The following is a 25,893-nucleotide window of genomic DNA, read 5'->3' as shown; positions in this document are numbered from 1 at the left end:
CCTCTGACGCCGCTCGCTGCTGGCAGCAGCCAGTACCGAGGCGATGCATCACCTCGAAAGCAGACTGCTCGGGCTCCTGGAAAGGGAGCTGACGGCAAGTCGACCCGGAGGAAGGTATGTCGTCATTGCTTCAGGAGGCGCGACACTCGCGTGGCTGGTCGTCGGTGAAGATGCGACGAGAGCTCGCGCGAGCCGCGAGCCGCCTTGGCATCCCAATAGCGAGCGACGCGAGCCTGCGAGTTCTGATCTCCCGCTGGGAGAACAATCGCGCCGTACCGGATCCTGTGAACCAGCTCCTCCTCCAGGAGGTGTTTGGTCTCGACGCTGAGTCCTTGGGACTCAGCGGTGAGCGGGAGCGGGACCGCATCGACAGCACAGGGCTCGTGGGCCACGCCGCACGGCACCTTGCAGTCCCGACCCCGGTCGTCGACTATTTCGAACGCCAGCTCAAGGAGCACGCCCGTTTTGACAATGTGGCGGGGCCGAATTTCGTCCTCGGAACCGCAATCTGTCAGCTTCAGCAGATCGAGCAGTTGACATCAACCCGGCCGTGCGGGCTGGCGGCCCTGGCCGCCAAGTACGCGGAGTTCACGGGTTGGCTGCATCAGGATCTCGGCAATGACGCAGTAGCTGTCCGGCTCACCTGCAAAGCCGTCGATCTCGCCGAGATGTCGGGGAATTCCGAACTAACGACCTATAGCCGGATGCGCAAGGCGAACGTACTCACGGCGGTAGGCGACCTTCATCTAGCGGCGTCCACAGCGCAGCGGGCCCTCGTAGATGCCGCCGAGGCCTTCCCGCAGCTGATGCCGGTCTGCCTCCGACAGCGGGCCTTGATTGCAGCACGATTGAGAGACGAGCGCGGGGCGCTGGAAGCAATCGAGCGCGCGGCGGGTCTGGCGGACGACGACGCTGCACGGAAAGGGGCCGAGGATCTGGCTTCGTATTGCACGACGTCGTACGTGCAGATGGAGGCCGCCCACTGTCTGCTGCTCCTGCGCCGGCCGTCAGCTGCCGAGCAAGCCTGCACCGCCGCGCTCGAGGGGTGGCCAAATGCTCTCGTCCGCGACCGCTCGCTGTGTCTAGCTCGACGCGGCATCGCACTGGTCGAACTCCACGAGTTCGATGAGGCCTGCCACGCCGCGCTGCTCGCCCTGGAGGGCGTACGGTCAGCCCCGTCGGGCCGGTCGCTGCACGCCATACGCGTCATCGCGTCCCGTCTCCGGCCGCTGGGTCGGAAGCCCGCCGTCCGAGAGTTGACCGACGCCTTGGCAGAGGTCGCGTGAGTAGGGAGCCACCTAGGTGTTCATCTCCACGGCCACCAGTCGAGATGAAGCGGAACGAGCGGCTACTGTCGCCGTTCTACCCGTCGGCAGCTTCGAACAGCACGGGGAGCACCTCCCACTCAGCACCGACACCCTAGTAGGAAGCGCGATCGCGCGGCGGCTCGCAGCGGACTTCGACCTCCTCCTCCTGCCACCGGTGACAATTAGCTGTTCTCATGAGCATGCAGGTTTCGCCGGCTCGGTGAGCATCTCATCGGCAACCTTGAGCGCCGTCGTCCGAGACGTGGCCAATTCCCTCTCAACGGCTGGCGTGCCGTATCTCGTCCTTGTCAACGGACATGGCGGAAACTACGCGCTCTCGAACGTCGTACAGGAATCTAATGTCACTAAGCGCTCCATGCTGCTTTTTCCGCGGAGCGAGGACTGGCGTGAGGCGAGAATCGCGGCCGGTGTTGCTACCGATAACCATGAAGATATGCATGGAGGCGAAGCTGAGACCTCGATCCTTCTCGCCCAGGCACCTGAAACGGTGCGACACGACTACACCACGGCAGATCATACAGTTCCTGATCGGCGGTACCTGCTCACCGCCGGCATGGCCGGCTACACGAGCAGCGGAATCATCGGACGCCCTTCTTTAGCGTCTGCCGAGAAGGGGCATGCGCTTCTCGACGCCTTTTCGGCGCTATTTAAGGGCCATCTCGAACTGCTCGTTGCACACCGGTAGCTACTGCGGGTTCCGGCCAGGGCGCTTCATGCGGCTTCCAAGGATCTCCGACGCTCGCCGGTCCGCCTCGCCAACCCAAGCCGCGTAGACACGAAGCGTCGTCGCACCGCCGCCGCCGTGCCCTAGCCGGCCAGCGACGGTGCGTAGGTCAACGCCAGCGGCGAGCAGCTCAGTCGCCGAGTAGTGCCGCAATGCGTGCAGGTGACTATCAATTCCGAGCTCGCTGCACATGCGCCCATACCGATGGGTGACACCGCTCGGATCCGCAGGCGCATCCCGAACGGGCCGGTACGAGAACAGGAATGTCTGTTCTGATAGCTGCGCTCCAAGAGCGCGGACCTGCGTCTGGCATCGGGCTCGGTGTTCAGACAGCATGGCTACTGTCTCCGCGTCAAGGGAGATGCGGCGCATCTGGTGAGTCTTGGTGTCCTTCTCGATCCCTCGACTGCCTGTTCGGACGTAGCTACGGCGGATCGTGAGCATGCCTGTTCCCAGATTGACATCCGACCATCGCAGAGCCAGCACCTCGGCGCGTCTCATGCCGGTCACCATCACCAGCCAGACCAGGGCGCCCCACTCCTCGTCCTGCGCCCAGGCAGCCTCGGCGATGCGCGCAGCCTCCTCGGCGCTTGGCGGTTCCGGCTGCGGCCGACGCTGCCGCGGCTTCTTCGCGGCGTCAGCGGGATTAGACGAGATCCAGCCCCAGCGGACGGCTGCCGCCAGAGCAGCACTGAGGATCCAGTGAATTTGCCTGATCGATGACGCGGCCATCGGCCGACATACGTGAGGAGGGCACTCCACGATGACGCATGCGGCCTTCTCGCAGTCGTGGGGCTCGGGTCCGGGGCGTCCGGGACGGCGGCGGTGGCGGACTGTCCGGCATTCGTGCTCGACGCTGGTGCGGTGATCGACAGACACTCCGACGGCGTGACAACGTTGCCGGCAGCGCCGCAGCTCCGCGTAGAGCTCTTCCAGCACCTGCGGCGTGATCTTCGCGATGGCGACGTTGCCCAGCGCCGGAAGGATCGTCCGGTTCACGTAGCCGCGGTACGTATCGAGCGTCGTGCCTTCGGCATCGTGCGTGCGAAGCCAAGCCTCCAGCGTGGACTCGAGATTCGCCTTGGTTCGCGGACTGCGCTGCGCGTCGACGGTGGCGAGCAATCGGGTCAAGATCTTCTGAGCCTCGGCCTCGTCCAGCGTCGACTCGGTCAGGTAGTGAGGTTTACCCGTCAGCGGATCGACGCCGGCGTAGACGAGCACCTGAAACGACCGACCCCGTCGCCGGATGTGCCCGCGTGCTCGACGGGAGCTTGCCGCGGTCTTCGCCACGGCTGTCATCCTACCAATGACAGAGCCATTGACAGCTGATGTTGAAAGATCGAGTTGGACGCTTATCTTGCCTGCTCAGATAAGGTGGGCCCCCAGGGGATCGAACCCTGAACCCGCGGATTAAAAGTCCGCTGCTCTGCCGATTGAGCTAGAGGCCCTGGCCGCGGCCGGGCTCTGCCCGGTCCACCGCGGCACGAGCCTACTGGACCGTGGCGGGACCCGGCCGTCTCGAGCGGCGGGTCCGAGGTGCGCGTCGGCCACGGGGAGCGGTCCGACGGCCGGCGACGCCTGCTCCACCCCCCACGCCGACGACGTGGACAATGGGGTCCCGTGACACTGCTGGACACCCCCGAGAGCACCACCCGCCCGGTGCTGCCGCCGCTGCGTATCGGTCGCCACGAGGTGGCGACGCCGGTCGTGCTGGCACCCATGGCGGGCATCACGAACCCGGGGTTCCGGCGGCTCTGCCGCGAGCAGGGGGCGGGGTTCTACGTCTGCGAGATGATCACGAGTCGCGGGCTGGTCGAGAAGAACCCGCTGACCTTCCGGATGATCGCCTTCGACCCGGACGAGCAGCCGCGGTCCATGCAGCTCTACGGCGTGGACCCGGCGGCGATGGGGCAGGCCGTGCGGATGATCGTCGAGCGCGATCTGGCCGACCACATCGACATGAACTTCGGCTGTCCGGTCCCCAAGGTCACGCGGCGGGGCGGCGGGGCCGCGCTGCCGTTCAAGCGGCGGCTGTTCGAGCGGATCGTGCGGGCCTCCGTCGACAGCGCCGGGGACCTGCCCGTCACCGTCAAGATGCGGATCGGCATCGACGACGGCCACCACACCTACCTCGAGGCCGGCCGGATCGCGGCCCACGCCGGTGTCGCAGCCGTCGCGCTGCACGCGCGGACCGCGGCACAGCGCTACTCCGGCCAGGCCGACTGGTCAGCGATCGCGCGCCTGCGCGACCACCTGCCCGCCGGGCTCCCCGTCCTGGGCAACGGCGACATCTTCAGCGCCGACGACGCGCTCGCCATGGTCCGCGAGACCGGATGCGACGGCGTCGTCGTCGGACGGGGGTGCCTCGGCCGGCCGTGGCTGTTCGGGGACCTCGAGGCCGCTTTCGCCGGCCGCCCGCTGCCCACCCCGCCGAACCTGAGCCAGGTCGCCGCCACGCTCCGCAGGCATGCCGTGCTGCTCTGCGAGCACATGGGTGACCACAAGGGCATCCGGGACGTCCGCAAGCACATCGCCTGGTACCTCAAGGGCTTCGCGGTCGGCGGCGAGCTGCGGCGCAGCCTCGGCATGGTCGAGAGCATCGACCAGCTCGACGAGCTCCTCGCCCAGCTCGACCTCGACCAGGAGTTCCCGGCCGACGCCGAGGGCCCGCGCGGGCGACAGGGCTCGCCGGGCAAGGTCGTGCTCCCCGAGCACTGGCTCGACGACGCCGACGACCCGTCCGTGCCCTTCGGCGCGGAGCTGGAGCACTCCGGCGGGTGACCTCGCGCGCCGACGCCCTGTGGATCACCGCTCGCCCGGACGGGTGGAGTGGGGCGCGAACGGGTAGGAACGTCCCGTCCGTCTCAAGAACCACACGCGTCACGACGACGATAGGGGCAGCAAGGGGGTGATCGCGATGGACGGCATGACGACGGTACGGACCCTGGTGCACGACGCACCGACGGTCACGGACACCCCGCCGGCCTCCCCGCGCAACCGCGCCGCCCTGCACACCGCCGCCGCCGAACGCCTGGCCGCCGAGGGTGAGTGGGAGCAGGCGTACGGCCATCTCCACGCCGCGCTGCAGCTCCTGCACGGCGACGAACCCCTGCCCGACGCCCACGACGAGCTCGACCGCCTCCGCCGCGAGCACGCCGAGGCCCGCGAGCAGAGCCGCCGGGACAGCCTCACCGCCAGCTACAACCGCCGTTACCTCGACGAACGGCTTGCCGCGTTGCTGGCCGACCTCGACGGCACACCCTTCCGGACCACCGGGCTGTGCCTGGCCCTGGTGGACATCGACCACTTCAAGCTGGTCAACGACACCCATGGTCACTTGTTCGGCGACCGCGTCCTGCAGCGCATGGTCGCCGAGCTCGACGCCGCGCTGCCCGAGGGCGGCTTCTGTGCCCGATACGGCGGCGAGGAGTTCGCGCTGGTCCTCCCCGGCCGCGACCTGGCCCAGGCGGTGGAGATCAGCGAGCTGGCGCGGGACCGGATCGCCCGGCACGACTGGGCGGACCTGCACCCCGACCTGCGGGTCACCGTGAGCATCGGGGTGGCGCACGCCGCGGGGCGTGTCGCCGACGTCGAACGCCTGATCGGCGAGGCGGACATGCTGCTCTACACGGCGAAGGAGGCGGGGCGCAACGCCGTCGCCTACCGGGCCGCGCGCGGTGGCCGTGTGCGGCTCGCCGGGGCGGCCGGGGCGCGCCGATCCATACCCCAGCCGGTTCGCACGACCGGCTGACCCTCCGCCGGACGGAGCATCACGACTCCGTAAACTCGACCGCGGGGCGGACACTGCCGGTGACGGCTACTCCGCCCTTCCCGCTGTCGGTGGGCCGGAGGTGACGTGCAGGACGAGGACGACCGGCGGTCGCGGGGTTCCCGCGCGGGCCGGCGTGCCCGGGGGGACGGGCCTCCCCCCGCGGACGACGTCCTCGCCCGGCTCGGCATCCGCGCCGCGGAGGAACCCGGGCCCTCCCCGTGGCTGGAGCAGGACGACGACCTGCCGCCCAGCGCTCCCGGGGACTTCTCCCCCGGCTCGAGGGATTCCGGTGGGTACGGCACCGCGTCACCGAGGAACGGCCGGAACCGGGACGACGGAGCCCGCGACGGCGCCGGCCGGAGCGGTGGTGCCCCGTGGTCCGCCGGGCTGTCCGGCTGGGACGAGCAGCCCCGCAACGGCGGATACGGCGACGAGCGCACCGCCTTCGGCGCGAACAGCGCCGCTCGGAACGGCTACGGCTCCCCGAACGGGAGCGCGAACGGAGACGGCCCGAACGGCACGACGCACCACGGCGCCGGGCAGAACGGCGTCGGCCGCGGCGCATACGGATCCGTCGGAAGCAGCCAGAACGAGGACGGCCCTGCCGAAGGCGGCCGCAACACGTACCGGCCCGCCGGCGACGGCCGGAGTGGGGAAGGCCTCGCCGGCGACGGCTGGAACGGGAACAGCCCCACCGAAGGCGGCCGCAACGGGAACGGCCGGAACGGCTACCGGCCCGCCGGCGACGGCCGGAGTGGGGAAGGCCTCGCCGGCGACGGCCGGACCGGAAACAGCCCCACCGAAGGCGGCCGCAACGGGAACGGCCGGAACGGGTACCGGCCCGCCGGCGACGGCCGGAGCGGGTCAGACGCCTCCGGCCAGGCCGGTAGCGCGCCGGTCGGGAGCGGGTGGGACGGCGCCGCAGGCGACGGATACGGGCCGACCACCGACGCGCCGACCGGCCGTACGCAGCTGCCCGGGGGCGGCGGCGGGCGCCGCGAGGAGCCGGGCATGGCCGAACCGCCGCGAGCGGGCGGCGACGTGCGGAGCGGGCAGCCGCGACAGCCCGACACCTCCGACGCCACCGCGACCACCGGGATCCGCGCTCACGGGTCCCACCGGCGCGGACCGCACGGGAGCGCGGACCCCGCGGACGGCGCCGTCGGCGTGCCGACCGGTACCGTCGGCCCACCGAACCGGCCACCCAATGGCGTGCCCGCCGACCCAGCGAGCACCCTCGGCCTCCCGACCGGTGCTGCCGGCGCGCGGACTCGCGGCCAGGACGGGTGGCCCTCCGACCCCACGACCGGACCCTCGCGCCGATCGACCGGTTCCGCAGCGCCGCCGTCGGCTCCGGCGGGCGCCAGGGGCACCACCTCGCGGACCGCCCCGCGCTCCGCGGGCCGGCCCGGCACCTCGAACGCTCCCGGCGCCGGACAGCCGAACCACACGGGACCGTCGCACGGCACCGGCCTGCACCCTCCCTTGCCGCCACACGGCACCGGACCGCAGCCTCCCCTGCCGTCGTACGGCACCGGACCAGAAGCTCCTCTGCCGCCACACGGCACCGGGCCGCAGATGCCGCCCATCGGCACCGGACCACAACCCTCCCTGCCGTCACACGGCAGCGGACCGCAAGCTCCTCTGCCGCCACCCGGCAGCGGACCGCAAGCTCCTCTGCCGCCACCCGGCACCGGCCCGCTACCGCCCCTGCCGCCCCATGGCACCGGACCGCTACCGCCCCTGCCGCCCCACGGCACCGGCCCGCAACCGCCCCTACCCCCCCACAACACCGGACCGCAACCTCCCCTGCCGCCGTACGGCACTGGACCACAGCCTCCCCTCGGCACGGGACCGCAAGTTCCCCTGCCGCCCAACGGAGCCGAGCACGCCGCCCCCACGACGAGCACCGGCGCGACACGCCGGCCCGCCGACTCCACCACCCGACTGCGTGCCAGGTCAGGGCCGGACACCCCCGGCCGCGCCCTGCGCACCCCCCGCGGCGATGACACCGCCCTCGTCCCCCCGGTCGGCGCCGGACCGGCAGAGGACCGCGACGACAACGACGACAATGACGACGCCGACGCCCTCGCCGATCGCACCCGCGCGATCGACGCGAGCCTCACCCGCCTGACCGCCGCCCACGCCGGCGTCGACCTCGACGACGAGGACAGCGACGAGGACAGCGACGAGGACGCCGCCGACGGGGACGGGGCCCCTCACAGCCGGCGCGCCGACCGCCGGGCAGCGACGGACACCCCGCCGAAGCCCCCGTCCCGCCTCGCCGTGGCCGGCCGGATCACCGCGGCCGCGCTGGCGCTCCTGACCTTCCTCGGCGTCGCGCTGAGCTGGGGCGCCACCCGCTGGATGGACTCCACGATCCGCACGGTCGCCGCGCTCGACCCCGAGTCGGGGGTGATCGACGCCAAGGGCCAGGCCAGCGACGACAACGTGCTGGTCCTCGGCACCGCCTCCGGCAGCTCGGGCACCCCGGCGGCGACGGGCGAACGCACGGACACGCTGATGCTCGCGCACGTCGCGGCGGGCGGGGACCGGGTCGTCGGCGTCTCCTTCCCGATGGACCTGGAGATCAACCGGCCGCCCTGCCCGCGCTGGGACCCCGCGGCCGCGACCTACCTCGACGAGACCGTTCCCGCCGAGACCCGGACCGCGCTGTCGTCGGCCTACGCGGTGGGCGGGCCGCGGTGCCTCGTCCGCACGGTGCAGCAGATGACCGGGATGTCGGTGACCCGGTTCGTCGCGCTGGACCTGCCCGGTATCGCCGGCATGGTCGACGCGATCGGGGGCGTCGACGTCTGCGTCGAGCAGCCCGTCGACGACCGCACGCTCGGCACCGTGATCCCGAAGGCCGGGACCACGCGGCTCGACGGGGCGCAGGCCGTCCGGTTCGCCGAGGCGGCGTCGGTGCCCACCGACCCCTCCCCTGCGCTCGGCCAACTGCAACGCCAGCAGCGGCTGCTCGCGGCCACCTTCCGCGAGGCCCTCTCCGCCTCGACCCTGCTCTCCCCGGGCACGACCCGGGACTTCGCCGGCGCGCTGGGCCGCAGCATGCTCGCCGACGACGTCGGCGTGCACGAGATGGTCCGGCTGACCTCCGCGCTCGACCGGCCGAACGCCGACGGCGTCACCTTCCTCCCGCTACCCGTCTCGCCCGTCCCGAACACCCGCGGCAACCTGGAGCTGCGCGACACCGAGTCCTCCCGGCTCTTCTCCGCGCTGCGCAAGGACCAGCCCCTCCCGACCACCACGACTCCGGTCGCGTCGTCCGAGGGCCCGAAGCCCGCCGACGTCACGGTCGGGGTGGTGAACGCCGCGGGCCGCGACGGGCTCGGCCGCCAGGTCGGCGACGCGCTGCGGTCCCTCGGTTTCGGCGTGGGCGAGGTCGGCAACGCCCCGAAGCCCGCCGCCGAGACGCTCCTGCGCTTCTCCCCGGACCGCGCCGACGCCGCCGAGCTGCTCGGCGAGGTCGTCCCGGGCGCGCGGCTCGTCCAGGACCCGGGCAGCACCGGCACCCTGCAGCTGGTGCTCGGCAGCTCCTTCGACGGCACCGTCCGGGCCCCGGTGACGGACACCGCCGCCCCGGCCGCGCAGACCGCGCCGACCGCCTCCTGCGGCTGATCCCGCCCCGAGCGTTCATCGCCGGTTCACGTCCTGAGGCTGTGCGCCTGATCGCACCCCTTTACCCTCGGAGCATGCGCGACGCCTACACCGAACAGCTCGACGAGCTCGCCGACGCCCTCGCGGGGATGTGCGAGGACGTCGCGACAGCCATGGAGAAGGCGACCCGTGCACTCCTCGACGCGGACCTCCGGCTGGCCGAGGAGGTCATCGACGAGGACATCCGGATCGACGAGATCCGGCACACCGCCGAGGAGAGGGCCTTCGCGCTCCTCGTCCTGCAGGCCCCGGTGGCGACGGACCTGCGGATCGTCGTCTCCGCGATCCACGGTGCCGGCGACATCGAGCGGATGGGCGACCTCGCGCTGCACGTGGCACAGGCTGCGCGGCGCCGCCACCCGCAGCCCGTGCTGCCGGACGAGATCGCGCCGTACTTCGCCGAGATGGGCCGGGTCGGCGTCGCGCTGGCCCGCAAGGCCGGCGCGGTCATCCGCAGCCGCGACCTCGCGGCCGCCGCCGAGCTCGAGTCGGACGACGACGCGATGGACGACCTGCACAAGCACATGTTCACGGTGCTGATGGACCGCAACTGGACCCACGGCGTGGAGGCCGCGGTCGACGTCACGCTGCTCGCCCGGTTCTACGAGCGCTACGCCGACCACGCGGTCGCGGTCGCGCGCCGGATCGTCTACGTCGTGACCGGGCAGATGCCGGGGCCGCTCGCCGTCTGATCGCCGCTCCAGCGTTTGGGGCACCCCGTGATCGGGCTACACAGGTGCATGTCGGATCATGTGTACCGCATCACCGAGATCGTCGGCACCTCCCCCGAGAGCGTCGAAGCGGCGATCCGCAACGGCGTGAGCCGTGCCCACGAGACACTCCGCGGGCTGGACTGGTTCGAGGTCACGGAGATCCGCGGGAACCTGCAGGACGGGGCCGTCGACTACTTCCAGGTCGGCATGAAGGTGGGCTTCCGTCTCGACCCGTAGGAGATCGCTGAAGAACCCCGGTCCTCGTAGGAGGCCGGGGTTCTTCGGCGGTCTCCTGGGAACGCCCGCCGTTCATCGACCGTTCACGCACCTCCGGCCGTGACCGACTCGCCCGTTTCCTAGGCTGGCCCGGTGGCACGGGACACCCTGGACGGCAACACCGCCCGGATGCAGGCGCTGCTGGGCGAGATGGGCGACGCCGTCGTGGCCGCGTTCCGCGCGGCCTGCGCCGCCCTGCTCGACCGGCACCCCCGCCTCGCCGAGCGGGTGATCGAGGGCGACCCGGCGATCGACGACCTGCGGGCGCGGATCGAGGTGCTCGCCACCGAGACGATCACGATCTTCGCCCCCGTCGGGCCGGACATGCGCGTGGTCGTCGCGGCGATCCAGTCGGCGCACGAGCTGGAGCGGGTGGGCGACCTCGCCCAGCACATCGCCGAGTCGGCCCGCCGCCGGCACCCGGACTCGTGCGTCCCCGAGGAGGCGCGGGAGGTCCTGGTGGAGCTCAGCACGCAGGTCGGCGCGATGATGAGCAAGGCCGTGACCGTGCTCCGCACCCGCAACGTCATCCTCGCCCTCGAACTCGAGACCGACGACGACCAGGTCGACGCGCTGCACCGCGACCTGTTCACCCTGATGTTCGGGGACGAGTGGAACTGCGGCATCCCCGCCGCCGTGGACCTGACACTGCTCGCGCGCTTCTACGAGCGCATCGCCGACCACGCGGTCTCCCTGGCCGAGCGCACCGTCTACGTCGTGACCGGCCAGCAATCGGGGGCGTTCCAGCTCTAGGGAGGGCCGGACCCCGAGAACGCCAGACGCCGGCGGTGTCGCGCACCGCCGGCGTCCGTTCCCGCAGGTCCTCGGTCGGCTCAGCCGAACCGGCCGGAGACGTAGTCCTCGGTCGCCTTCTGCTTCGGCTGCGAGAAGATCGTCTTCGTCTCGTCCATCTCCACGAGGTGGCCGGGCTTACCGGTGCCCTCGATGGTGAAGAACCCGGTGAAGTCGCTGACCCGCGCCGCTTGCTGCATGTTGTGGGTCACGATGACGATCGTGTAGTCCGTCTTCAGCTCGTTGATCAGGTCCTCGATCGCGAGCGTGGAGATCGGGTCGAGCGCCGAGCAGGGCTCGTCCATGAGCAGCACGTCGGGCTGCACCGCGATCGCGCGGGCGATGCAGAGCCGCTGCTGCTGACCACCGGACAGGCCCGAGCCGGGCTTGTCGAGGCGGTCCTTGACCTCGCTCCACAGGTTGGCGCCCCGCAGCGAGCGCTCGACGAGCTCGTCGGTCGCCTTCTTGCCGGCGCGCTTGTTGTTGAGCTTCTGCCCGGCGATGACGTTCTCGTAGATCGACATCGTCGGGAAGGGGTTCGGCCGCTGGAAGACCATGCCGATCTGCCGGCGCACCCCGACGGGGTCGACGCCCGCGCCGTAGAGCTCCTTGCCGTCCAGGGTCAGGCTGCCCTCGACGCGCGCGCCCGGGATCACCTCGTGCATGCGGTTGATGGACCGCAGGAAGGTGGACTTGCCGCAGCCGGACGGGCCGATCAGCGCCGTGACGGTCTTCGGCTTGATCTCGATGTTCACGCCCTCGACGGCGAGGAACGAGCCGTAGTAGATGTTCAGGTCCTTGGCGTGGACTGCCTTGCTCACGTCGCTACCTCGGTTCAGCGGGTCTTGGGGGCGAACAGCGTGGCGACGAGCCGCGCCAGCAGGTTCAGGATGAGGACGATGATGATCAGGACCAGGGCCGAGGTCCACGCGCGGTCGATGAAGGGCTCGCGCGGGACGCCGGGGGCCGCGTAGGAGTTGTACGCGAACACCGGCAGTGTGGTCATGCGGCCGCTGAACGGGTTGAGGTTCACCCCGGTCGTCAGGCCCGCGATGATCAGCAGGGGCGCCGTCTCGCCGATGACGCGGGCGACCGCGAGGGTCACGCCCGAGGCGATGCCGGCGATCGACGTCGGGATGACGACCTTGAGGATCGTGCGCCACTTCGGCGTCCCGAGCGCGTAGGCCGCCTCGCGCAGCTCGTTCGGGACGATCTTGAGCATCTCCTCGGTCGAGCGCACGACCACCGGGATCATCAGGATCGACAGGGCGACCGCGCCGCCGAAACCGAAGCGGATGCCCGGACCGGCGAAGAGCGCGAAGAAGGCGAAGGCGAACAGGCCGGCGACGATCGACGGGATGCCCGTCATGACGTCGACGAAGAACGTGATGGCCCGCGCCAGGCGGCCCTTGCCGTACTCCACCAGGTAGACGGCGGTGAGGATGCCGACCGGGATGGACATCGCGGCGGCCAGGGCCGTGATGATCAGCGTGCCCATGATCGCGTGGTAGCCGCCGCCACCCTCACCGACGACGCCGCGCATCGAGTTGGTGAAGAACGCCCCGTCGAAGCGGGCGATCCCGTTCTGGAGCACCGTGACGATCACCGAGATCAGCGGGATCAGGGCGATCAGGAAGGCGACGTTCACCACGATGGTGACGACGCGGTCCGTGGCCTTGCGCCCGCCCTCGACGGAGCGGGAGACGACGTAGGTCACGACGGCGTAGAGGAGCGCGCCGAGCACCAGGGTGAGCCCGATGCCGAAGTTGCCGGTGGCAGCGAGGATGCCGCCGACCACGACGAGGGAGGCGACGAGGATGCCCCACGGCGCCCAGCGCGGGAGCTCCGCGCGCACGAGCGGCATCGGGACGACGGCCTGCTCGGCCAGCTCGCCGTCCGTCCGGGAGCGGTCGGTGTCGGTGCGGGTGTCGCTGGTCATCAGTTCGCCCCCGAGAACTCGCGCCGCCGGTTGATGATCCAGCGCGCGATGGAGTTGACGAGCAGGGTGATCACGAAGAGCACCAGGCCGGACGCGATCAGGGTGTTCACCGCGACGCCGGTGGAGTCGGGGAACTGCAGGGCGATGTTCGCCGCGATCGACGACGGGTTGCTCGAGCTGATCAGGTTGAAGGTGATGATGCCCGAGCCGGACAGGATGATCGCGACGGCCATCGTCTCGCCGAGCGCGCGGCCGAGGCCCAGCATGGCGCCCGAGATGATGCCGGAGCGGCCGAACGGCAGCACGGCCATGCGGATCATCTCCCAGCGCGTGGCGCCGAGGGCCAGGGCGGCCTCCTCGTGCAGCTTCGGCGTCTGGAGGAAGACCTCGCGCGAGACGGCGGTGATGATCGGCAGGATCATCACGGCGAGCGTGACGCCGACGACGAGCATCGTGCGGCCGGTGGCCGACACCGGCCCGGCGAAGAGCGGGATCCAGCCGAGGTAGTCCTGCAGCCAGGTCATGAACGGCAGCGAGGCGGGCGCGAGGACGGCCACGCCCCACAGGCCGTAGACGATGCTGGGCACCGCGGCCAGCAGGTCGACCACGTAGCCGAGCCCCTGGGCGAGGCGGCGCGGTGCGTAGTGGGTGATGAAGAGGGCGACGCACACCGCCAGCGGCGTGGCGATCACCAGCGCGATCAGGGCGGAGAGCAGCGTGCCGAAGACCAGCGGGCCGATGTACGCGGTCAGGCTCTTGCCACCCGGCAGCTCGGCCGGCGAGGCGGTGAAGGCCGGGATCGCCTGGGCGATCAGGAAGACCGCCACACCGGCGAGCACGATCAGGATCAGGACGCCGGCGCCCGTGGCGGACCCGGCGAAGATCCGGTCGCCGAGTTGACGGACGGGCTTGGTCGACGGGGTCGCCGTCGCGGGGGTCGTGGTGGGGGCGCTCACGGCGTCCTCTCTGCATGCGGGGTGGGGCGGCACCGGTCGGGGGCGGGGGTGGGCGGGGGGCGGTATCACCGGGCCCGCCGGCTCAGGTGCTCATCAGGCGATGGCGCTGACCGCCGGCGTGATCTGCTGGCGGATCGTGTCGGTCAGCGGGGCCGAACCGGCGGCCTGCTGCGCGGCCAGCTGGCCCTCCGGGCTGATCACGTAGTTCAGGTACGCCTTGACCAGCGCCGACTTCCCGGCGTCGGAGTACTTGCTGCACGCGATGGTGTACGACACGAGCGAGACCGGGTAGGCGCTCGCGTCGGTCACCGTGCGGTTGAGCTTGTAGGCGAAGGCGTTCGGGCCGCCGTCGGAGACGCGCTCGGACGACTCGAGCAGCGTGGCCGCCCCGCCCGGGGTCGGGGCGACGAACTGGTCGCCGACCTTGATCTTCGCCTGGCCGAGGCCCTTGGCCTGGCTCTCGTCCGCGTAGCCGATGGTGCCCGCGCCGGCCTTGACCGCGCCGACGACACCGGAGGTGCCCTGCGCGGCCTCGCCGCCCTGGACCGGCCAGCTGTCGCTGACATCGTACGGCCAGTCGGCCCCCGCCGCGGCCTTCAGGTAGTCGGTGAAGTTCTGGGTGGTGCCGGACTTGTCCGACCGGTTGACCGGCGCGATCGCGGTCGACGGCAGGGTCACGCCCGGGTTGTCCGCGGCGATGGCCGGGTCGTTCCAGGTGGTGATCTTCTTGTCGAAGATCTTCGCCAGGGTCGACGGCGAGAGCTGCAGGTTGTCGACGCCCGGCAAGTTGTAGACGACCGCGATCGGCGAGACGTAGACCGGGACCTCGACGATGTCGCCACCGCAGCGCTGCTGCGCCTTGGCCACCTCGTCGCCCTTGATATAGGCGTCGCTGCCCGCCCAGTCCACGCCGCCGGCGATGAACTGCGTACGGCCCGCGCCCGAGCCGCTCGGGTCGTAGTTGATCGTGGCGTCGGGGTTGCTGCCAGTGAAGCCCGCGACCCAGGCCTGGGTGGCGGCCTGCTGGGTGCTGGCGCCGGCGCCGGCGATCGTGCCCGACACGGTGGCCGACGGGGCGGCGGACGCCCCGCCCGACGACGAGCCCTCGTTGGCCGCACCGCAGCCGGCGAGCACGATGGCTCCACTGGCCGCAAGGCCGACGGCGGCGATCCGCGCGCGCTTCGGGCGCATGGTCTTCACTGCTGGTTCCTCCGTGTTCGGGGTCGCCGGTCGGAACCGGCCGCACACGCGGCCCGGACGGCCGCACGGCGACGAACGCTAAGTGGGTCCGGTGGACGCTCGACCCACTACGGATGAACGGAGGATGAACAGGTAACCCGAACGGCACGGGCTTCATCGCGTGCTGGACTGCACGTGACCGGCCCGTGACCTGCGGCGTGACGTGCCGCACGGACCGGTGACACCCGGCTAGGAGCGCCTCACGAGGAGTACATGACGTCCGCGGTGTGGACGGTGAAGCCGAGCTTCTCGTACACCCGTACCGCGGGCGCATTGTCCGCCTCGACGTAGAGCAGCACGGTGTCGAGCCCGCGCCCCGCGAGGTGGTGCAGGCCGGCCAGGGTGAGCACCCGGCCCAGGCCCCGGCCGTGCGCGGCCGGGTCCACGCCGAGCACGTAGACCTCGCCCATCGACGGCTCGGTCGCAGTCGGCGGGTGCACCTTGGTCCAGTGGTAGCCGAGCAGCGTGCCACCGGCGTCGACCGCGAGCAGGAAGCCCTCGGCGTCGAACCACTCCTCGGCCTCGCGCTCGCGGACCTGGTCGATGCTCCAGCCGCCCTGCTCGGGGTGCCAGTCGAAGGCGGCGTTGTTCACGCGCAGGAACTCGGCCTCGTCCTCGCCCACGACGAAGGGCCGGATCGTGGCGCCCTCGGGCACGGTCAGTGCGGGCAGTGGGCCGGCGTCGGGGGTGCGGCGCATCTGCCAGAGCACCCGGGCGCGCTCGAGGCCGCGGGACGCGGCGAGGGCGGCTGCGGCCGGGAGGTCGCCGTGCGCCCAGACGTCGAGCTTCTCGGCCCGCGTGGTCAGCTCCGCGAGCAGCGCGGTGCCGATCCCGCGGCGACGGTGGTCGGGGTGGACGGCCAGCTCGGCCGAGGTGCCGTCGAGCTGGGCGTACCCGGCGACGACGTCCTCGACGCCCGGGGACTCGCTGCCCGCCCGGTCGGTCGCGCCCTCGGTCCCGACGACGAGGTGCACGACGCTCTCGCGAGCGCCGCCGCGGAGGTTCAGCAGGAACTGCTCGGAGAACGGCTCCCGCCCGTCGGCCCGCTCCGCCGCCTCGGCCAGGGCGCGAACGCCGGCCGTGGTGACGGTGTCGATCTCGGACAGGACCCGGACGGCGCTCACCGGGACGACCCTACCCGCGGGCCGTCCCGGTGCGCCGTGCTCGACGGACCGGTGTCGACGGGGAGCGCCGGCGGCCGGAGCCGACCTGTTCAGTGCAACTGGTGGAGGCCACGGAGGGCGGCTCGGTCGCCGTCGTCGTCCGTGTCGGTGTCGCTCTCCTCCGGGATCCCGCCGGCCGGCACGCCCAGCCCGGCCCGGCCGGGGCGGACGAACTTGTAGCCGACGTTGCGCACGGTCCCGATCATCTGCTCGTGCTCCGGGCCGAGCTTCGCGCGCAGCCGCCGCACGTGGACGTCGACGGTGCGGGTGCCACCGAAGAAGTCGTAGCCCCAGACCTCCTGCAGGAGCTGGGCGCGGGTGAACACCCGGCCCGCGTGCTGCGCGAGGTACTTCAGCAGCTCGAACTCCTTGTAGGTCAGCTCGAGCAGGCGCCCGCGCAGCCGCGCCGCGTAGGTCGCCTCGTCGATCACCAGCTCGCCCAGCACCAGCGCACCGCCGGCGTTCGCCGCGTCGGCCCCCGGACGGGACTTGAGCAGCCGCAGGCGCGCATCGACCTCCGCGGGTCCCGCGGACGGGAGCAGGATCTCGTCGACCACCCACTCACCGGAGACGGCCACGAGTCCGCCTTCGTTGAGCACGGCGATGACGGGCACGTCCGTACCGGTGCTGCCGAGCAGCCGGCACAGGCTCCGCGCGGCGACCAGGTCGGAGCGTGCATCGACGAGGACCGCGTCGTGGGGGCCGGCGTCGAGCAGGGCGGCCACCTCGGGCGCCGCGGTGCGGACGCCGTGCGGGAGCAGGGTCAGCGCGGGGAGCACCGAACCGGGGTCCGTATCCGCTGTCAGCAGTAGTAGTTCCACCGCTGCCTCCTCTCCACCGGAGATGTCGACGGCGGACACCACGACCGGCGTCCGTCGTTCGGGTCACGGTGGGCGACGCCGACCTCCGTTCGCACCGCGCGACCCGGCGGGTCCGTCACGCGGATCGGTCAAGAATAAGCGAGCAGCGGGCGCGGACACGAGTTCCGCGAGCCAGCTCACCCCGTTCGACGAGCCCGTGCGCTGCAGAAATACCGCTGCGTGACCAATTCCCCCACCCGGACGCCGTTGTCGTTTCAGGCGCGTTACGCCGTCGTCAAGGCACCGTGACGGACGGCGGGTGACGGGCCCGGCGTCCGCGCCGTTCACCGGGGTCTCTAGGTTGGCTCGCGCGACGCGTGCGAGCCGGAGGTCCGAGAGTGAAACGCCTGATCGTCGCGGTGCTGGTCCTCGCCGGGGTCCTGGTCGCCGCGGACTACGCCACGGCGGCGGCCGCGGAGTCGGTGGTGTCCCGCCAGCTGCGGGACCGCCTCGGCCTCGCCGACGACCCCTCGGTACGGATCAACGGGTTCCCCTTCCTCACCCAGGCGGTCTCGGGCGAGTACCGCTCGGTCGAGGTCCGCGCGGACCGGCTCCAGATCGGCGACCTGCACAACGTGCAGCTGCGCGCCGACCTGCGCGACGTCGAGGCGCCGCTGTCCGGTCTGCTCGGCTCCGGCACGCCCGGGCTGCGCGTGAGCACGGCCGAGGGTGCGGCCCGGGTCGGGGCCGACGACCTGCAGCGGATGCTCCCGGGTGTCGAGCAGTTCAGCGTCGGCAACATCGACGCCAACGGCATCGCGGACGTCGTGAAGAAGGGTGGCGACCCCACGATGCGGCAGCTCGACCCGGACTCCGTCGCGCGGCTCGCCGGCACGGTGACGGTCGCCGGCAAGAAGTACCAGCCGGTCGTGCTCGCCGAGCTCCAGGTGGCCGACGGCGCGATGCGGGTGGTGCCGCGCGACGTCCGCGGCAGCGACGGCAAGCCGCTGCCCGACGCGATCACCGAGCTCGCGAAGCAGACCTTCGCGCTGCGCATCGACCCGGGCGGGCTCCCGTTCGGCGTGGTGCCCACGAAGCTCCAGGCGCGCGACGGCACGCTGGAGATCTCCGGCCAGACGCGCGACGTCGTCATCGGGGCCGTCCCCGGATCGGGTGCGGCCGGCTGACCCGGGAACATCGCGGCGGGCCGCCGGGTTGGCCCGGGACATGAGCGGCACGGGACTCGTGGTCCTGATCGCGGCGCTGGCCCTGGCGACCGCGGTGGGGCTGGTGCTGCGCGCCCGCAACGGCCGGGTGCGCACCACGACCGGCGCCGGCTCCCCGGACGGCTGGGCGCTCACCGGATCGACCCCCGAGGGTGCGGAGCAGGTGCTCCTGCTGCAGCTCTCGTCGCCGGTCTGCACCCCCTGCCGGCAGACGGCGGGCGTGCTCGGTGAGCTGGCCGCGGGCGAGCCGGGGGTGCGGCACGTCGAGATCGACGTCGCCGACCGCCCCGACGTCGCACGCGCCCTGTCCGTGATGCGGACGCCCACCACGATCGGGTTCGATCGCACCGGCCGTGAGCTGCTGCGGGTGTCCGGTGTGCCCCGTCGTGCCGAGCTCGACGCGGCCCTGGCCCCCGAGCTGCGCGGACGTCCGGCGTGACGGGCGTCCATCTTCCGGGACGCCGCTCCCGCCGACCGGACGTTTCGGTTACCCTCGCTGCCGTGAACTGGCCGCTGACCCGACGCCGCGCAGTCGATCTGTGCCGCGTCGCCGGCTGCCTGTGTCGGCGCTCCTGAACCGACCGCTCTCGTCGAGAACCTCAGGAGTTCCCCCATGTCCGCACCGGACGGGTCCGGCGCGCCCGCGCGTTCGGCCGACCCGCCCCTGGACCCTCGCGGCGTCCGCTTCGCCGCGGGACTGACCACCGTCGTCCTGGCGCTGGTCCTCGTCAGCGGCAGCGGCTGGCTCGCCGCCGCGCAGGCGCTGGTGTTCGCGGCGGGCGCGTTCGCCGGCATGCGGTTCGCGCCCTACGGCGTGCTCTACCGGCTGGCGGTCGCGCCTCGCCTGGGGCGGCCGGCCGAGCGCGAGGAGGCGGCACCGGTCCGCTTCTCCCAGACCGTGGGCTTCGTCTTCGCCGCGGTCGGCGCGATCGGCTACTTCTCCGGGCTGACCGTGCTCGGGATCGTCGCCGCGGCGTTCGCGCTGGTGGCAGCCTTCCTCAACGCCGCCTTCGGCTTCTGCCTCGGCTGCGAGATGTACGGCCTGCTCGCCCGGGCGCGCGCCGCACGCGCCTGAACCACCCACACGTTCACGACACACATCGACACACAGGAGTGACATCAGCATGAGCCGCGAGGACGTCCTGGTCACCGCCGACTGGGCGGAGAAGAACCTGGGCACCGAGGGCGTCGTGTTCCTCGAGGTCGACGAGGACACCACCGCCTACGACGGCGGCCACCTCCCGGGTGCCGTCAAGATCAACTGGACGACCGAGCTGCAGGACCCGGTCCGCCGCGACATCGTGTCGCAGGAGCAGTTCGCCGAGCTGCTGTCGAGCAAGGGCGTCGCCGACGACGACCTGGTCGTCCTGTACGGCGGCAACAACAACTGGTTCGCCGCCTACGCGTACTGGGAGTTCAAGCTCTACGGCCACGAGAAGGTCGTGCTGCTCGACGGCGGCCGCAAGAAGTGGGAGCTCGACGGCCGCACGCTGACCACGGAGGTGCCGGAGCGCGCCGGCACCAGCTACACCGCCAAGCCGGCCGACGCCTCGATCCGCGCCCTGCGCGACGAGGTCGTCGCGGCGATCGGGACCAAGAACCTGGTCGACGTCCGCTCGCCGGACGAGTTCTCCGGCAAGATCCTCGCTCCGGCGCACCTGCCGCAGGAGCAGTCGCAGCGGCCGGGTCACATCCCGTCGGCCATCAACATCCCGTGGTCGAAGGCGGCCAACGAGGACGGCACCTTCAAGTCCGACGACGAGCTCACCGCCCTGTACGGCGAGGCGGGCTTCGACGCCGGCAAGTCGACCATCGCCTACTGCCGCATCGGCGAGCGCTCCAGCCACACGTGGTTCGTGCTGCGCGAGCTGCTGGGGCACACCGACGTGAAGAACTACGACGGCAGCTGGACCGAGTACGGCTCGCTCATCGGCGTGCCGATCGAGCTGGGGAGCAAGTGACGTATGTGTGGAGCACCTGACCAGGCGGCGCAGCTGCCCGCCGGGACCGACCTGACCAAGGAGACCGTGCTGGCCGGGCGCGTCGTGTCCGCCGGCAAGCCGGTCGGCGGCGCGTTCGTGCGGCTGCTCGACGGCACCGGCGAGTTCACGGCCGAGGTCGTGTCGTCGGCCTCCGGCGACTTCCGGTTCTTCGCCGCGCCGGGCACCTGGACCGTGCGGGCGCTGTCCCGCAGCGGCAACGGCGAGGCCACGCTCGCGCCGGAGGCGCCGGGCCTGCACCGGACGGAGATCGCAGTCGCCTGACGGATCCGTACGACCACCGCCCCGGTCGCCCTCGTGGCGACCGGGGCGGTGTCGTTTCCGCGAGTCGGGGTCTGAGCTTCCGCGAGTCGGGGCCTGAGCTTCCGCGAGTCGGGATCAGACCGTCGGTGGTGCCGGGGCCAGGCGCGCGGCGGTCACGTGCGCGACGACGACCGCGACGATGACAAGCGGCATCACGGCCAGCCCGTCGGAGCCGAGCAGCAGCGTCGCCAGCAGCACCGAGGTGAGGGGCAGGCGCAGCATCACCACGGCCATCGCGCCGATGCCCATCGCCACCCCGGCCACGAGCGGCAGCCCGGGCAGGTGCGACAGCAGCAGGCCGCCCGCGCCACCGATGAAGAGCGCGGGGAAGATCGGGCCGCCGCGGAAGCTCGCGAGACACAGCGCGTACGTCAGCGCCTTCGCGACGAGCACGACCGCCAACGCCATGGGCGCCCACCCGGCCTGGCCGGCCAACAGCTGACCCAGGCCATCCTGTCCCGAGAACAGCACGAACGACACGTCGTGCCCGCTCAGGACCGCCGCCAGCACGGCCAGGCCGGCCACGACCACCCCGATCACCGGCCCCGCCGCGACGATCCGGGGCTCGACCTGCCGCCGCACGACGGCGGTCAGCCGGTGGATACCGGTGCCGACCAGCGCCGCGAGCAGGCCGGCCAGCACCGCCCACCCGAACTGGACGATGTCGGTGCGGCCGAACGGCGGGAGGCCGGGCAGGCTCAGCGACGCCGTTCCGAGCCCGGTCAGCGAGTCCAGCCCGAGGAAGATCAGCGAGCCGATCCCGGCCGCGAGCAGGCCGGGCAGCAGGATCACGCCGAGCGCCGCGCCCGCGGCCAGCGACGCCTCCATCAGCAGGAAGGCCCCCAGGATCGGCGACCCCAACAGTGTGCTGATCGCCGCGAAGCTGCCGGTCGCGGCGAGCACGGCGGCCGCGCGGGCGTCGGCGCCCCTCCGGGCCAGCTGCAGGGCGAGGACACCGAGCCCACCGCCCAGCGCGATCAGGGGCGCCTCGGGCCCCAGGACGACCCCGAGCCCCAGCCCGACGAGCGCGGCCAGCAAGATCCCGGGAAGGTCCCGTGGGAGGGGCGTACGGCCGGTCTGGAAGCCGTCGGCGGGCGAGTGCCCACCGTGGCCGGGCAGGTAGCGGATGACGGTCCCGACCGCCAGGCCCGCCACGGCGAGCACCGGGAACGGCCACCACACGGGCGCAGCGCCGAGCCCCAGGGTCCGTGGCAGGTCGGTGTAGGTCCAGTGCTGCAGCCCCATGACGAGCTGGAGGAAGAAGTACGCGGCCGCCGAGATCGGCGCCCCGACGATCGCGCCGAGGAGCAGGAGCCGGGTGTATCCGGACGAGCGGAGGACGGCCTCGGGGGACAGCGGTGCCGTCGTGCCCGTGCCGGTCCCCGTCCTCGCGGCCTCGTCCGCCTGGGCCATCACCACTCTCCCGTCGTCGCGCCGGTCGCCCACCTTCGCGGCCGGGCGCGCGGGCGGCACCGCCCGGAGCGGGTGACTCAGCCGCTCCCACCGGCCGACGTGGCGGTCCGGTCGCGCCCCCGCACGGCCGCGGCGACCATCCGTTCCGGGCCGCTCGTCAACGCCCGGCGCCAGGGCGGGACGCCGTCGATCTCGATCTCCAGGGAGAAGCTGAGGAAGGTCCGGATCACGACGATCAGGCCGAGGATCGCGACGTTCTGCAGGGTCGGCTCGACCGCGATCGTGCGGAGCAGGTCCGCGGCGACCAGGACCTCGATCGCCAGCAGGAGCGTGCCGCCGAAGGTCTCGCGCAGGGTCAGGTAGCCGTCACGGCCGCGCCCGGTCGCCCGCCAGACCCGGGCCGACAGCACGGCCGACCAGACCAGACCGACGACCAGTACGGCCGCGCCGAGCACCTCGAAGGCCACCGCCGTACCGTCCATCAGCCGGACGACCGTCGTCTCCGGCCCGGCCGCGAGCGCACCCATTCCGCCTCCCGCCCGGCAGCCTGGTCCGGACGGAGGCGCGCCGCCCTCACCCGGGTCGGGCGAACGGGGGGTCGGCGGGACTATGCTCGCCCGCCGTGCACTGGTTCTTCACCGTGCTGCTGATCGCGGCGAGCGCCGGCACGGTCGCCTTCACCGGCTTCCTGCTGCGGCGGCTCTTCACGACGGCGCCCGACGCCGCCGCCGCGCTCGCGGCCCGGCCGACCGAGGAAGTCCCGGAGGAGCCCTCCGCATGACCCAGCCCGACGGCAACGACGTCCCCACCACGATCACCGGCCCCGTCAACGCCGCGCCGGACTCCCCGCAGCGCAACCGGCCGCAGTGGGACGACCTGCCGGTTCCCGACGACACCGCGAACCTCCGGCAGGGCCCGGACCTGCACGAGCAGTGCGTCGGCCTGCTCCCGCTGATCGGCGTGTGGCGCGGGACCGGCGAGGTCGTCTACCCGACGATCGACGGGCCCTTCCACTTCGGCCAGCAGCTCGTGTTCGCGCACGACGGCCGCCCGTTCGTCTCGTACGAGGCCCGGGCCTGGCTGCTCGACGAGGACGGGAAGGTGATCCGGCCCGCCGCGCGCGAGACCGGGTTCTGGCGCCCGCAGCCCGACGGCTCGCTCGAGGTCCTCATCGCCCACGCCACCGGGATCATCGAGGCGTGGTACGGCGAGAAGGGCGACCTGCGCTCCTGGCAGATCGAGACCGACGCCGTGGTGCGCACGCCGTCGGCCAAGGACGTCGTCGCGGCCAAGCGGCTCTACGGCCTGGTCAACCAGGGCGACCTCGCCTACGTCGACGAGCGGGCGATGGAGGGGCAGCCGATGCAGCCGCACATGTCCGCGCTGCTGCACCGGGTGGCGGGCTGAGGCCCTTGCTGATCCGCGTGCGGTGATCGTTCCGGCGGTCACGGGGGCGCTGGTGGAGGAGCGCTCCGGTCACCCTCGGAGCGCTGCTCGGGCGAGTGATCGTTCGGCGAGCATGCTCGAGCCCGTCATCGTTCCCAGGGTCACCTCGATGCTGCCCGTCAAGCATTTCTGTCACGCTCGCGACGATCACGGGTGCGGTGATCATTCTGGCGGTCACCGTGACGCTGGTCGAGGAGCGCTCCCGTCGCGCTGGCATCGATCATGCTGCGAGCACATGCTCGTTTCGACGGTGACGTGAGAGCGGTCCGAGCTGTGCCCTGTGCCACTCGCAATGATCCTGCATCGTCGCTCCTGATCAATCCGACGGTCACCTCAACGCCGTCCGCAGCGCACTCCGGTGGCGCTCGCGGCGACCGGCCGGCGGGTGATCGTTTCGACGGACACCGTGATGCTGCCCGCCGAGCGTTCCTGTCGCCCTCGCGACGATCATGGTCGCAGTGATCGTTCCGGCGGCCACGTCAGCGCGGTCCGTGGAGCACTCTTGTCGAACTCGCAGCGACACTGCGCGAGTCCGTGATCGTTCCGAGGGCCACCACGATGCTGCCCGTTACGCGCTCCTGTGACGCTCGCGACGATCATGTGGACGGTGATCGTTCCGGCGGCCACCTCAACGCGGTCGGAGCTGCGCTCCTGTGCCGCTCGGAGTGATCGTGGAGCTCACGTGCCGAGCGGTGGGTCAGGGGCGGCGGGTGTTCAGCATGCGGTCGACCTCGGCGCGGTCGAGGCCCGCGAGCTTCGCGACCTGGTCCGGGCCGAGGCCGGCGGCGGCCAGCCGGCGGACGACGGATCCGAGCTCGTCGCGCCGATTCCGCATTTCTTCCGCGAGTCGGCTCAACTCCTCCTGCTGGTTCTGCAGCTCGACCGTCGCGCCGACCGCGCGCACCGGGTCGTCGAGGAGCACGGCGAGGAGCCGGTCGCGGGCGTCGCCGCGGCGGGGGTCGACCACGCCGTTCGGCTGCGCGGCGCGGGCCCGTGCCGCCAGGGCGTGCTGGACGGCCGCGGCGACGGAGCGGCTGGACCCCGCCTCCTCCGGCCCCGGCTGCTCGGCGCTGAGCGGCTCCAGCACACCGGCCGACTCGTCCTGCCGGTCGAACTGCGGCCCGGGGCCCGGGCGCTCGGACCCGGCGTCCGGGTCGAGGGTGTCACCCTGTTCGGCCGGGGTGCGGGCATCAGGTCCCCGCTCGGTCGGGCGTCCGTCCTCGGCAGCGAGCCCGCTCTCGGGCGTGGTGTCGGTAGGTCGAGCCTCGGCGGTGCGTCCGGCATCGGGTGCCACGGCCGCCCCGCCGACCGAGCCTGCGGCCGCAGCGGCGACGGTCGGTCCGAGGTCGGCGGCTTCTGGGGATGCAGCCGTCTGACCGTCAGCCGCACCGCCGGCGGTCGGGCCGAAGCCGGCTGTCCCGGCGGAGCCGGCGGTCTGATCGGCGGCTGCGGTCGGCCTGAGGTCGGCCGCTGTGGGGGAGTCAGCGGCCTGGTCGGCGGACGCAACGCTGGCGGTCGGCCCGAGACCGGCTGCTCCGGCGAAGTCAGCGGTGTGATCGGTGGCCGCAGCGCTCACGCCCGAACCGAGGTCGGCTGCTCCGGCGGAGTCAACCGTCTGGTCGGCCGTCGCAGCGGGCGTGGCCGGCCCGAGGTCAGCTGCCCCGGCGGCCTCCTGGACGGAACCGCCGGCCTGGTCGGCGGACGCGCCGGTGGAACGGGACGGGGCTGCGGTGTCCGCCGGTCCGGCGGCCCCGGCGGCCCCGGCGGCAGGGTGCTCCGAGGCGGCCACGTCGGCAGCGCGGTTGCCTCGCTCCGAGGGGGCTGCTCCGTCGAGCCCACCCTCATCCGTGGCACTCCCCGAACGGGGTCCGGAGGCCCCGGGCTCGGTTGTGCCGGCGGCTGCCTCGTCGTCGACGCCCCGCGAATGACCGATGGCGGCGGCGCTGAGGCCGACCGCACCGAGCGCCGCGATCTGGGCGGTGGTGGGGCGCTCGTCGGCCGGGGCGACGGCGTCGGCCGCGACCGCTTCCCGCCCGCTCCCCTGCCCGGCCTTACCCTGCCCGGCGGCCTCCAGCTCAGCGGCCCCCTGCTCAGCGGCCCCCTGCTCAGCGGCCCCCTGCTCAGC

At 72.2% G+C, this 25,893-nt stretch carries 28 protein-coding genes and 1 tRNA gene; 17 read left to right on the top strand and 12 right to left on the bottom strand.

Annotated elements, in window-relative coordinates; all coding sequences use genetic code 11:
* Nucleotides 1-116 precede the first annotated feature (116 nt).
* Together LWC33_RS29195 and LWC33_RS29190 are read left to right on the top strand one after the other, a co-directional pair.
* The gene (locus LWC33_RS29195; RefSeq protein ID WP_233307909.1) at nucleotides 117-1,286 is read left to right on the top strand and encodes a helix-turn-helix domain-containing protein; all 1,170 of its coding nucleotides are present in this window, start codon (nucleotides 117-119) and stop codon (nucleotides 1,284-1,286) included.
* A gap of 16 nt (nucleotides 1,287-1,302) precedes the next feature.
* Entirely contained in the window at nucleotides 1,303-2,013 is a 711-nt protein-coding gene (locus LWC33_RS29190; RefSeq protein ID WP_233307908.1) for a creatininase family protein, read from the top strand.
* Here LWC33_RS29190 and LWC33_RS29185 read toward each other — a convergent pair whose 3' ends face one another.
* Together LWC33_RS29185 and LWC33_RS29180 are read right to left on the bottom strand one after the other, a co-directional pair.
* Nucleotides 2,014-3,342, bottom strand: coding sequence for a tyrosine-type recombinase/integrase (locus tag LWC33_RS29185; RefSeq protein WP_233307907.1), 1,329 nt, complete (start codon nucleotides 3,340-3,342; stop codon nucleotides 2,014-2,016).
* An 85-nt stretch (nucleotides 3,343-3,427) separates the two neighbouring features.
* A tRNA-Lys gene (locus LWC33_RS29180) sits at nucleotides 3,428-3,500 on the bottom strand.
* Nucleotides 3,501-3,672: 172 nt separating this feature from the next.
* Between LWC33_RS29180 and dusB the strand changes: the two genes are divergently transcribed.
* Both dusB and LWC33_RS29170 read left to right on the top strand, forming a co-directional pair.
* Nucleotides 3,673-4,833: a tRNA dihydrouridine synthase DusB gene (dusB, locus tag LWC33_RS29175; RefSeq protein WP_233307906.1), complete on the top strand. Its 1,161-nt coding sequence runs from the start codon at nucleotides 3,673-3,675 to the stop codon at nucleotides 4,831-4,833.
* 145 nt (nucleotides 4,834-4,978) lie between these two features.
* The gene (locus tag LWC33_RS29170) at nucleotides 4,979-5,803 is read left to right on the top strand and encodes a GGDEF domain-containing protein (RefSeq protein ID WP_233307905.1); all 825 of its coding nucleotides are present in this window, start codon (nucleotides 4,979-4,981) and stop codon (nucleotides 5,801-5,803) included.
* 1,980 nt (nucleotides 5,804-7,783) lie between these two features.
* Here LWC33_RS29170 and LWC33_RS29165 read toward each other — a convergent pair.
* Entirely contained in the window at nucleotides 7,784-8,047 is a 264-nt protein-coding gene (locus LWC33_RS29165; protein WP_233307904.1) for a hypothetical protein, read from the bottom strand.
* A gap of 63 nt (nucleotides 8,048-8,110) precedes the next feature.
* Here LWC33_RS29165 and LWC33_RS29160 point away from each other — a divergent pair, with 63 nt between their 5' ends.
* The 4 genes from LWC33_RS29160 to phoU (LWC33_RS29145) all read left to right on the top strand — a co-directional run bounded on the left by LWC33_RS29160 (nucleotide 8,111) and on the right by phoU (LWC33_RS29145) (nucleotide 11,244).
* On the top strand, nucleotides 8,111-9,463 hold the full coding sequence (locus LWC33_RS29160; RefSeq protein ID WP_233307903.1) for an LCP family protein: 1,353 nt from the start codon (nucleotides 8,111-8,113) through the stop codon (nucleotides 9,461-9,463).
* Nucleotides 9,464-9,537: 74 nt separating this feature from the next.
* The gene (gene phoU / locus LWC33_RS29155; RefSeq protein WP_233307902.1) at nucleotides 9,538-10,194 is read left to right on the top strand and encodes a phosphate signaling complex protein PhoU; all 657 of its coding nucleotides are present in this window, start codon (nucleotides 9,538-9,540) and stop codon (nucleotides 10,192-10,194) included.
* A 48-nt stretch (nucleotides 10,195-10,242) separates the two neighbouring features.
* Nucleotides 10,243-10,452: a dodecin gene (locus LWC33_RS29150; RefSeq protein ID WP_233307901.1), complete on the top strand. Its 210-nt coding sequence runs from the start codon at nucleotides 10,243-10,245 to the stop codon at nucleotides 10,450-10,452.
* A 132-nt stretch (nucleotides 10,453-10,584) separates the two neighbouring features.
* Entirely contained in the window at nucleotides 10,585-11,244 is a 660-nt protein-coding gene (gene phoU, locus LWC33_RS29145) for a phosphate signaling complex protein PhoU (RefSeq protein WP_233307900.1), read from the top strand.
* An 80-nt stretch (nucleotides 11,245-11,324) separates the two neighbouring features.
* Here phoU (LWC33_RS29145) and pstB read toward each other — a convergent pair whose 3' ends face one another.
* The 6 genes from pstB to LWC33_RS29115 form a co-directional block, all read right to left on the bottom strand.
* Nucleotides 11,325-12,104 carry a phosphate ABC transporter ATP-binding protein PstB gene (gene pstB, locus LWC33_RS29140; RefSeq protein WP_233307899.1) on the bottom strand — a complete coding sequence of 260 codons (780 nt, stop codon included), beginning with the start codon at nucleotides 12,102-12,104 and terminating at the stop codon, nucleotides 11,325-11,327.
* A gap of 14 nt (nucleotides 12,105-12,118) precedes the next feature.
* Nucleotides 12,119-13,222: a phosphate ABC transporter permease PstA gene (gene pstA, locus LWC33_RS29135; RefSeq protein WP_372476715.1), complete on the bottom strand. Its 1,104-nt coding sequence runs from the start codon at nucleotides 13,220-13,222 to the stop codon at nucleotides 12,119-12,121.
* Nucleotides 13,222-14,178 (bottom strand): phosphate ABC transporter permease subunit PstC, encoded by a 957-nt coding sequence (gene pstC, locus LWC33_RS29130; protein ID WP_233307898.1) that lies wholly within the window; start codon nucleotides 14,176-14,178, stop codon nucleotides 13,222-13,224. The genes pstA and pstC overlap by 1 nt, the downstream gene beginning before the upstream one ends.
* 93 nt (nucleotides 14,179-14,271) lie before the next feature.
* Nucleotides 14,272-15,369: a phosphate ABC transporter substrate-binding protein PstS gene (pstS, locus tag LWC33_RS29125; protein WP_233307924.1), complete on the bottom strand. Its 1,098-nt coding sequence runs from the start codon at nucleotides 15,367-15,369 to the stop codon at nucleotides 14,272-14,274.
* 248 nt (nucleotides 15,370-15,617) lie between these two features.
* A complete protein-coding gene (gene mshD / locus LWC33_RS29120; protein ID WP_233307897.1) occupies nucleotides 15,618-16,541 on the bottom strand; it encodes a mycothiol synthase in 924 nt (307 codons plus the stop codon).
* An 89-nt stretch (nucleotides 16,542-16,630) separates the two neighbouring features.
* On the bottom strand, nucleotides 16,631-17,401 hold the full coding sequence (locus tag LWC33_RS29115) for a winged helix-turn-helix transcriptional regulator (protein ID WP_233307896.1): 771 nt from the start codon (nucleotides 17,399-17,401) through the stop codon (nucleotides 16,631-16,633).
* A 377-nt stretch (nucleotides 17,402-17,778) separates the two neighbouring features.
* Here LWC33_RS29115 and LWC33_RS29110 point away from each other — a divergent pair, with 377 nt between their 5' ends.
* From LWC33_RS29110 to LWC33_RS29090, 6 genes are read left to right on the top strand one after another with little or no spacing between them, the layout of a single operon-like run.
* On the top strand, nucleotides 17,779-18,567 hold the full coding sequence (locus LWC33_RS29110; protein WP_233307895.1) for an LmeA family phospholipid-binding protein: 789 nt from the start codon (nucleotides 17,779-17,781) through the stop codon (nucleotides 18,565-18,567).
* Between the two features lie 40 nt (nucleotides 18,568-18,607).
* On the top strand, nucleotides 18,608-19,045 hold the full coding sequence (locus tag LWC33_RS29105) for a thioredoxin family protein (RefSeq protein ID WP_233307894.1): 438 nt from the start codon (nucleotides 18,608-18,610) through the stop codon (nucleotides 19,043-19,045).
* Nucleotides 19,042-19,182, top strand: coding sequence for a putative leader peptide (locus LWC33_RS36650; RefSeq protein ID WP_372476714.1), 141 nt, complete (start codon nucleotides 19,042-19,044; stop codon nucleotides 19,180-19,182). The genes LWC33_RS29105 and LWC33_RS36650 overlap by 4 nt, the downstream gene beginning before the upstream one ends.
* Before the next feature lie 37 nt (nucleotides 19,183-19,219).
* The gene (locus LWC33_RS29100; protein WP_233307893.1) at nucleotides 19,220-19,681 is read left to right on the top strand and encodes a DUF4395 domain-containing protein; all 462 of its coding nucleotides are present in this window, start codon (nucleotides 19,220-19,222) and stop codon (nucleotides 19,679-19,681) included.
* A gap of 49 nt (nucleotides 19,682-19,730) precedes the next feature.
* Complete coding sequence (locus LWC33_RS29095; protein ID WP_233307892.1) at nucleotides 19,731-20,567, top strand: sulfurtransferase; 837 nt, start codon at nucleotides 19,731-19,733, stop codon at nucleotides 20,565-20,567.
* A 3-nt stretch (nucleotides 20,568-20,570) separates the two neighbouring features.
* A complete protein-coding gene (locus LWC33_RS29090) occupies nucleotides 20,571-20,870 on the top strand; it encodes a DUF1416 domain-containing protein (protein WP_233307891.1) in 300 nt (99 codons plus the stop codon).
* Nucleotides 20,871-20,984: 114 nt separating this feature from the next.
* Here the strand turns inward: LWC33_RS29090 and LWC33_RS29085 are convergent, their stop codons facing one another.
* Nucleotides 20,985-22,322, bottom strand: a complete 1,338-nt coding sequence (locus LWC33_RS29085) for a chloride channel protein (RefSeq protein WP_233307890.1) — start codon at nucleotides 22,320-22,322, stop codon at nucleotides 20,985-20,987.
* 77 nt (nucleotides 22,323-22,399) lie between these two features.
* A complete protein-coding gene (locus tag LWC33_RS29080; RefSeq protein ID WP_233307889.1) occupies nucleotides 22,400-22,849 on the bottom strand; it encodes a DUF1622 domain-containing protein in 450 nt (149 codons plus the stop codon).
* A gap of 95 nt (nucleotides 22,850-22,944) precedes the next feature.
* Between LWC33_RS29080 and LWC33_RS29075 the strand changes: the two genes are divergently transcribed.
* A complete protein-coding gene (locus LWC33_RS29075) occupies nucleotides 22,945-23,103 on the top strand; it encodes a hypothetical protein (protein WP_156067801.1) in 159 nt (52 codons plus the stop codon).
* Entirely contained in the window at nucleotides 23,100-23,729 is a 630-nt protein-coding gene (locus LWC33_RS29070) for a heme-binding beta-barrel domain-containing protein (protein ID WP_232872407.1), read from the top strand. Before LWC33_RS29075 ends, LWC33_RS29070 begins: the two co-directional genes overlap by 4 nt.
* Nucleotides 23,730-24,465: 736 nt before the next feature.
* Here LWC33_RS29070 and LWC33_RS29065 read toward each other — a convergent pair.
* Nucleotides 24,466-25,062 (bottom strand): hypothetical protein, encoded by a 597-nt coding sequence (locus LWC33_RS29065; protein WP_233307888.1) that lies wholly within the window; start codon nucleotides 25,060-25,062, stop codon nucleotides 24,466-24,468.
* Between the two features lie 630 nt (nucleotides 25,063-25,692).
* Here LWC33_RS29065 and LWC33_RS29060 point away from each other — a divergent pair.
* Nucleotides 25,693-25,893 (top strand): hypothetical protein (locus LWC33_RS29060; RefSeq protein WP_233307887.1); only part of this gene is annotated, 201 nt, incomplete at its 3' end.

This window comes from Pseudonocardia terrae (assembly GCF_021343995.1).
Lineage (GTDB): Bacteria > Actinomycetota > Actinomycetes > Mycobacteriales > Pseudonocardiaceae > Pseudonocardia > Pseudonocardia terrae.
Note: the sequence above shows the minus strand (reverse complement) of the source record. Positions and strands in the feature narration are given on the sequence as shown.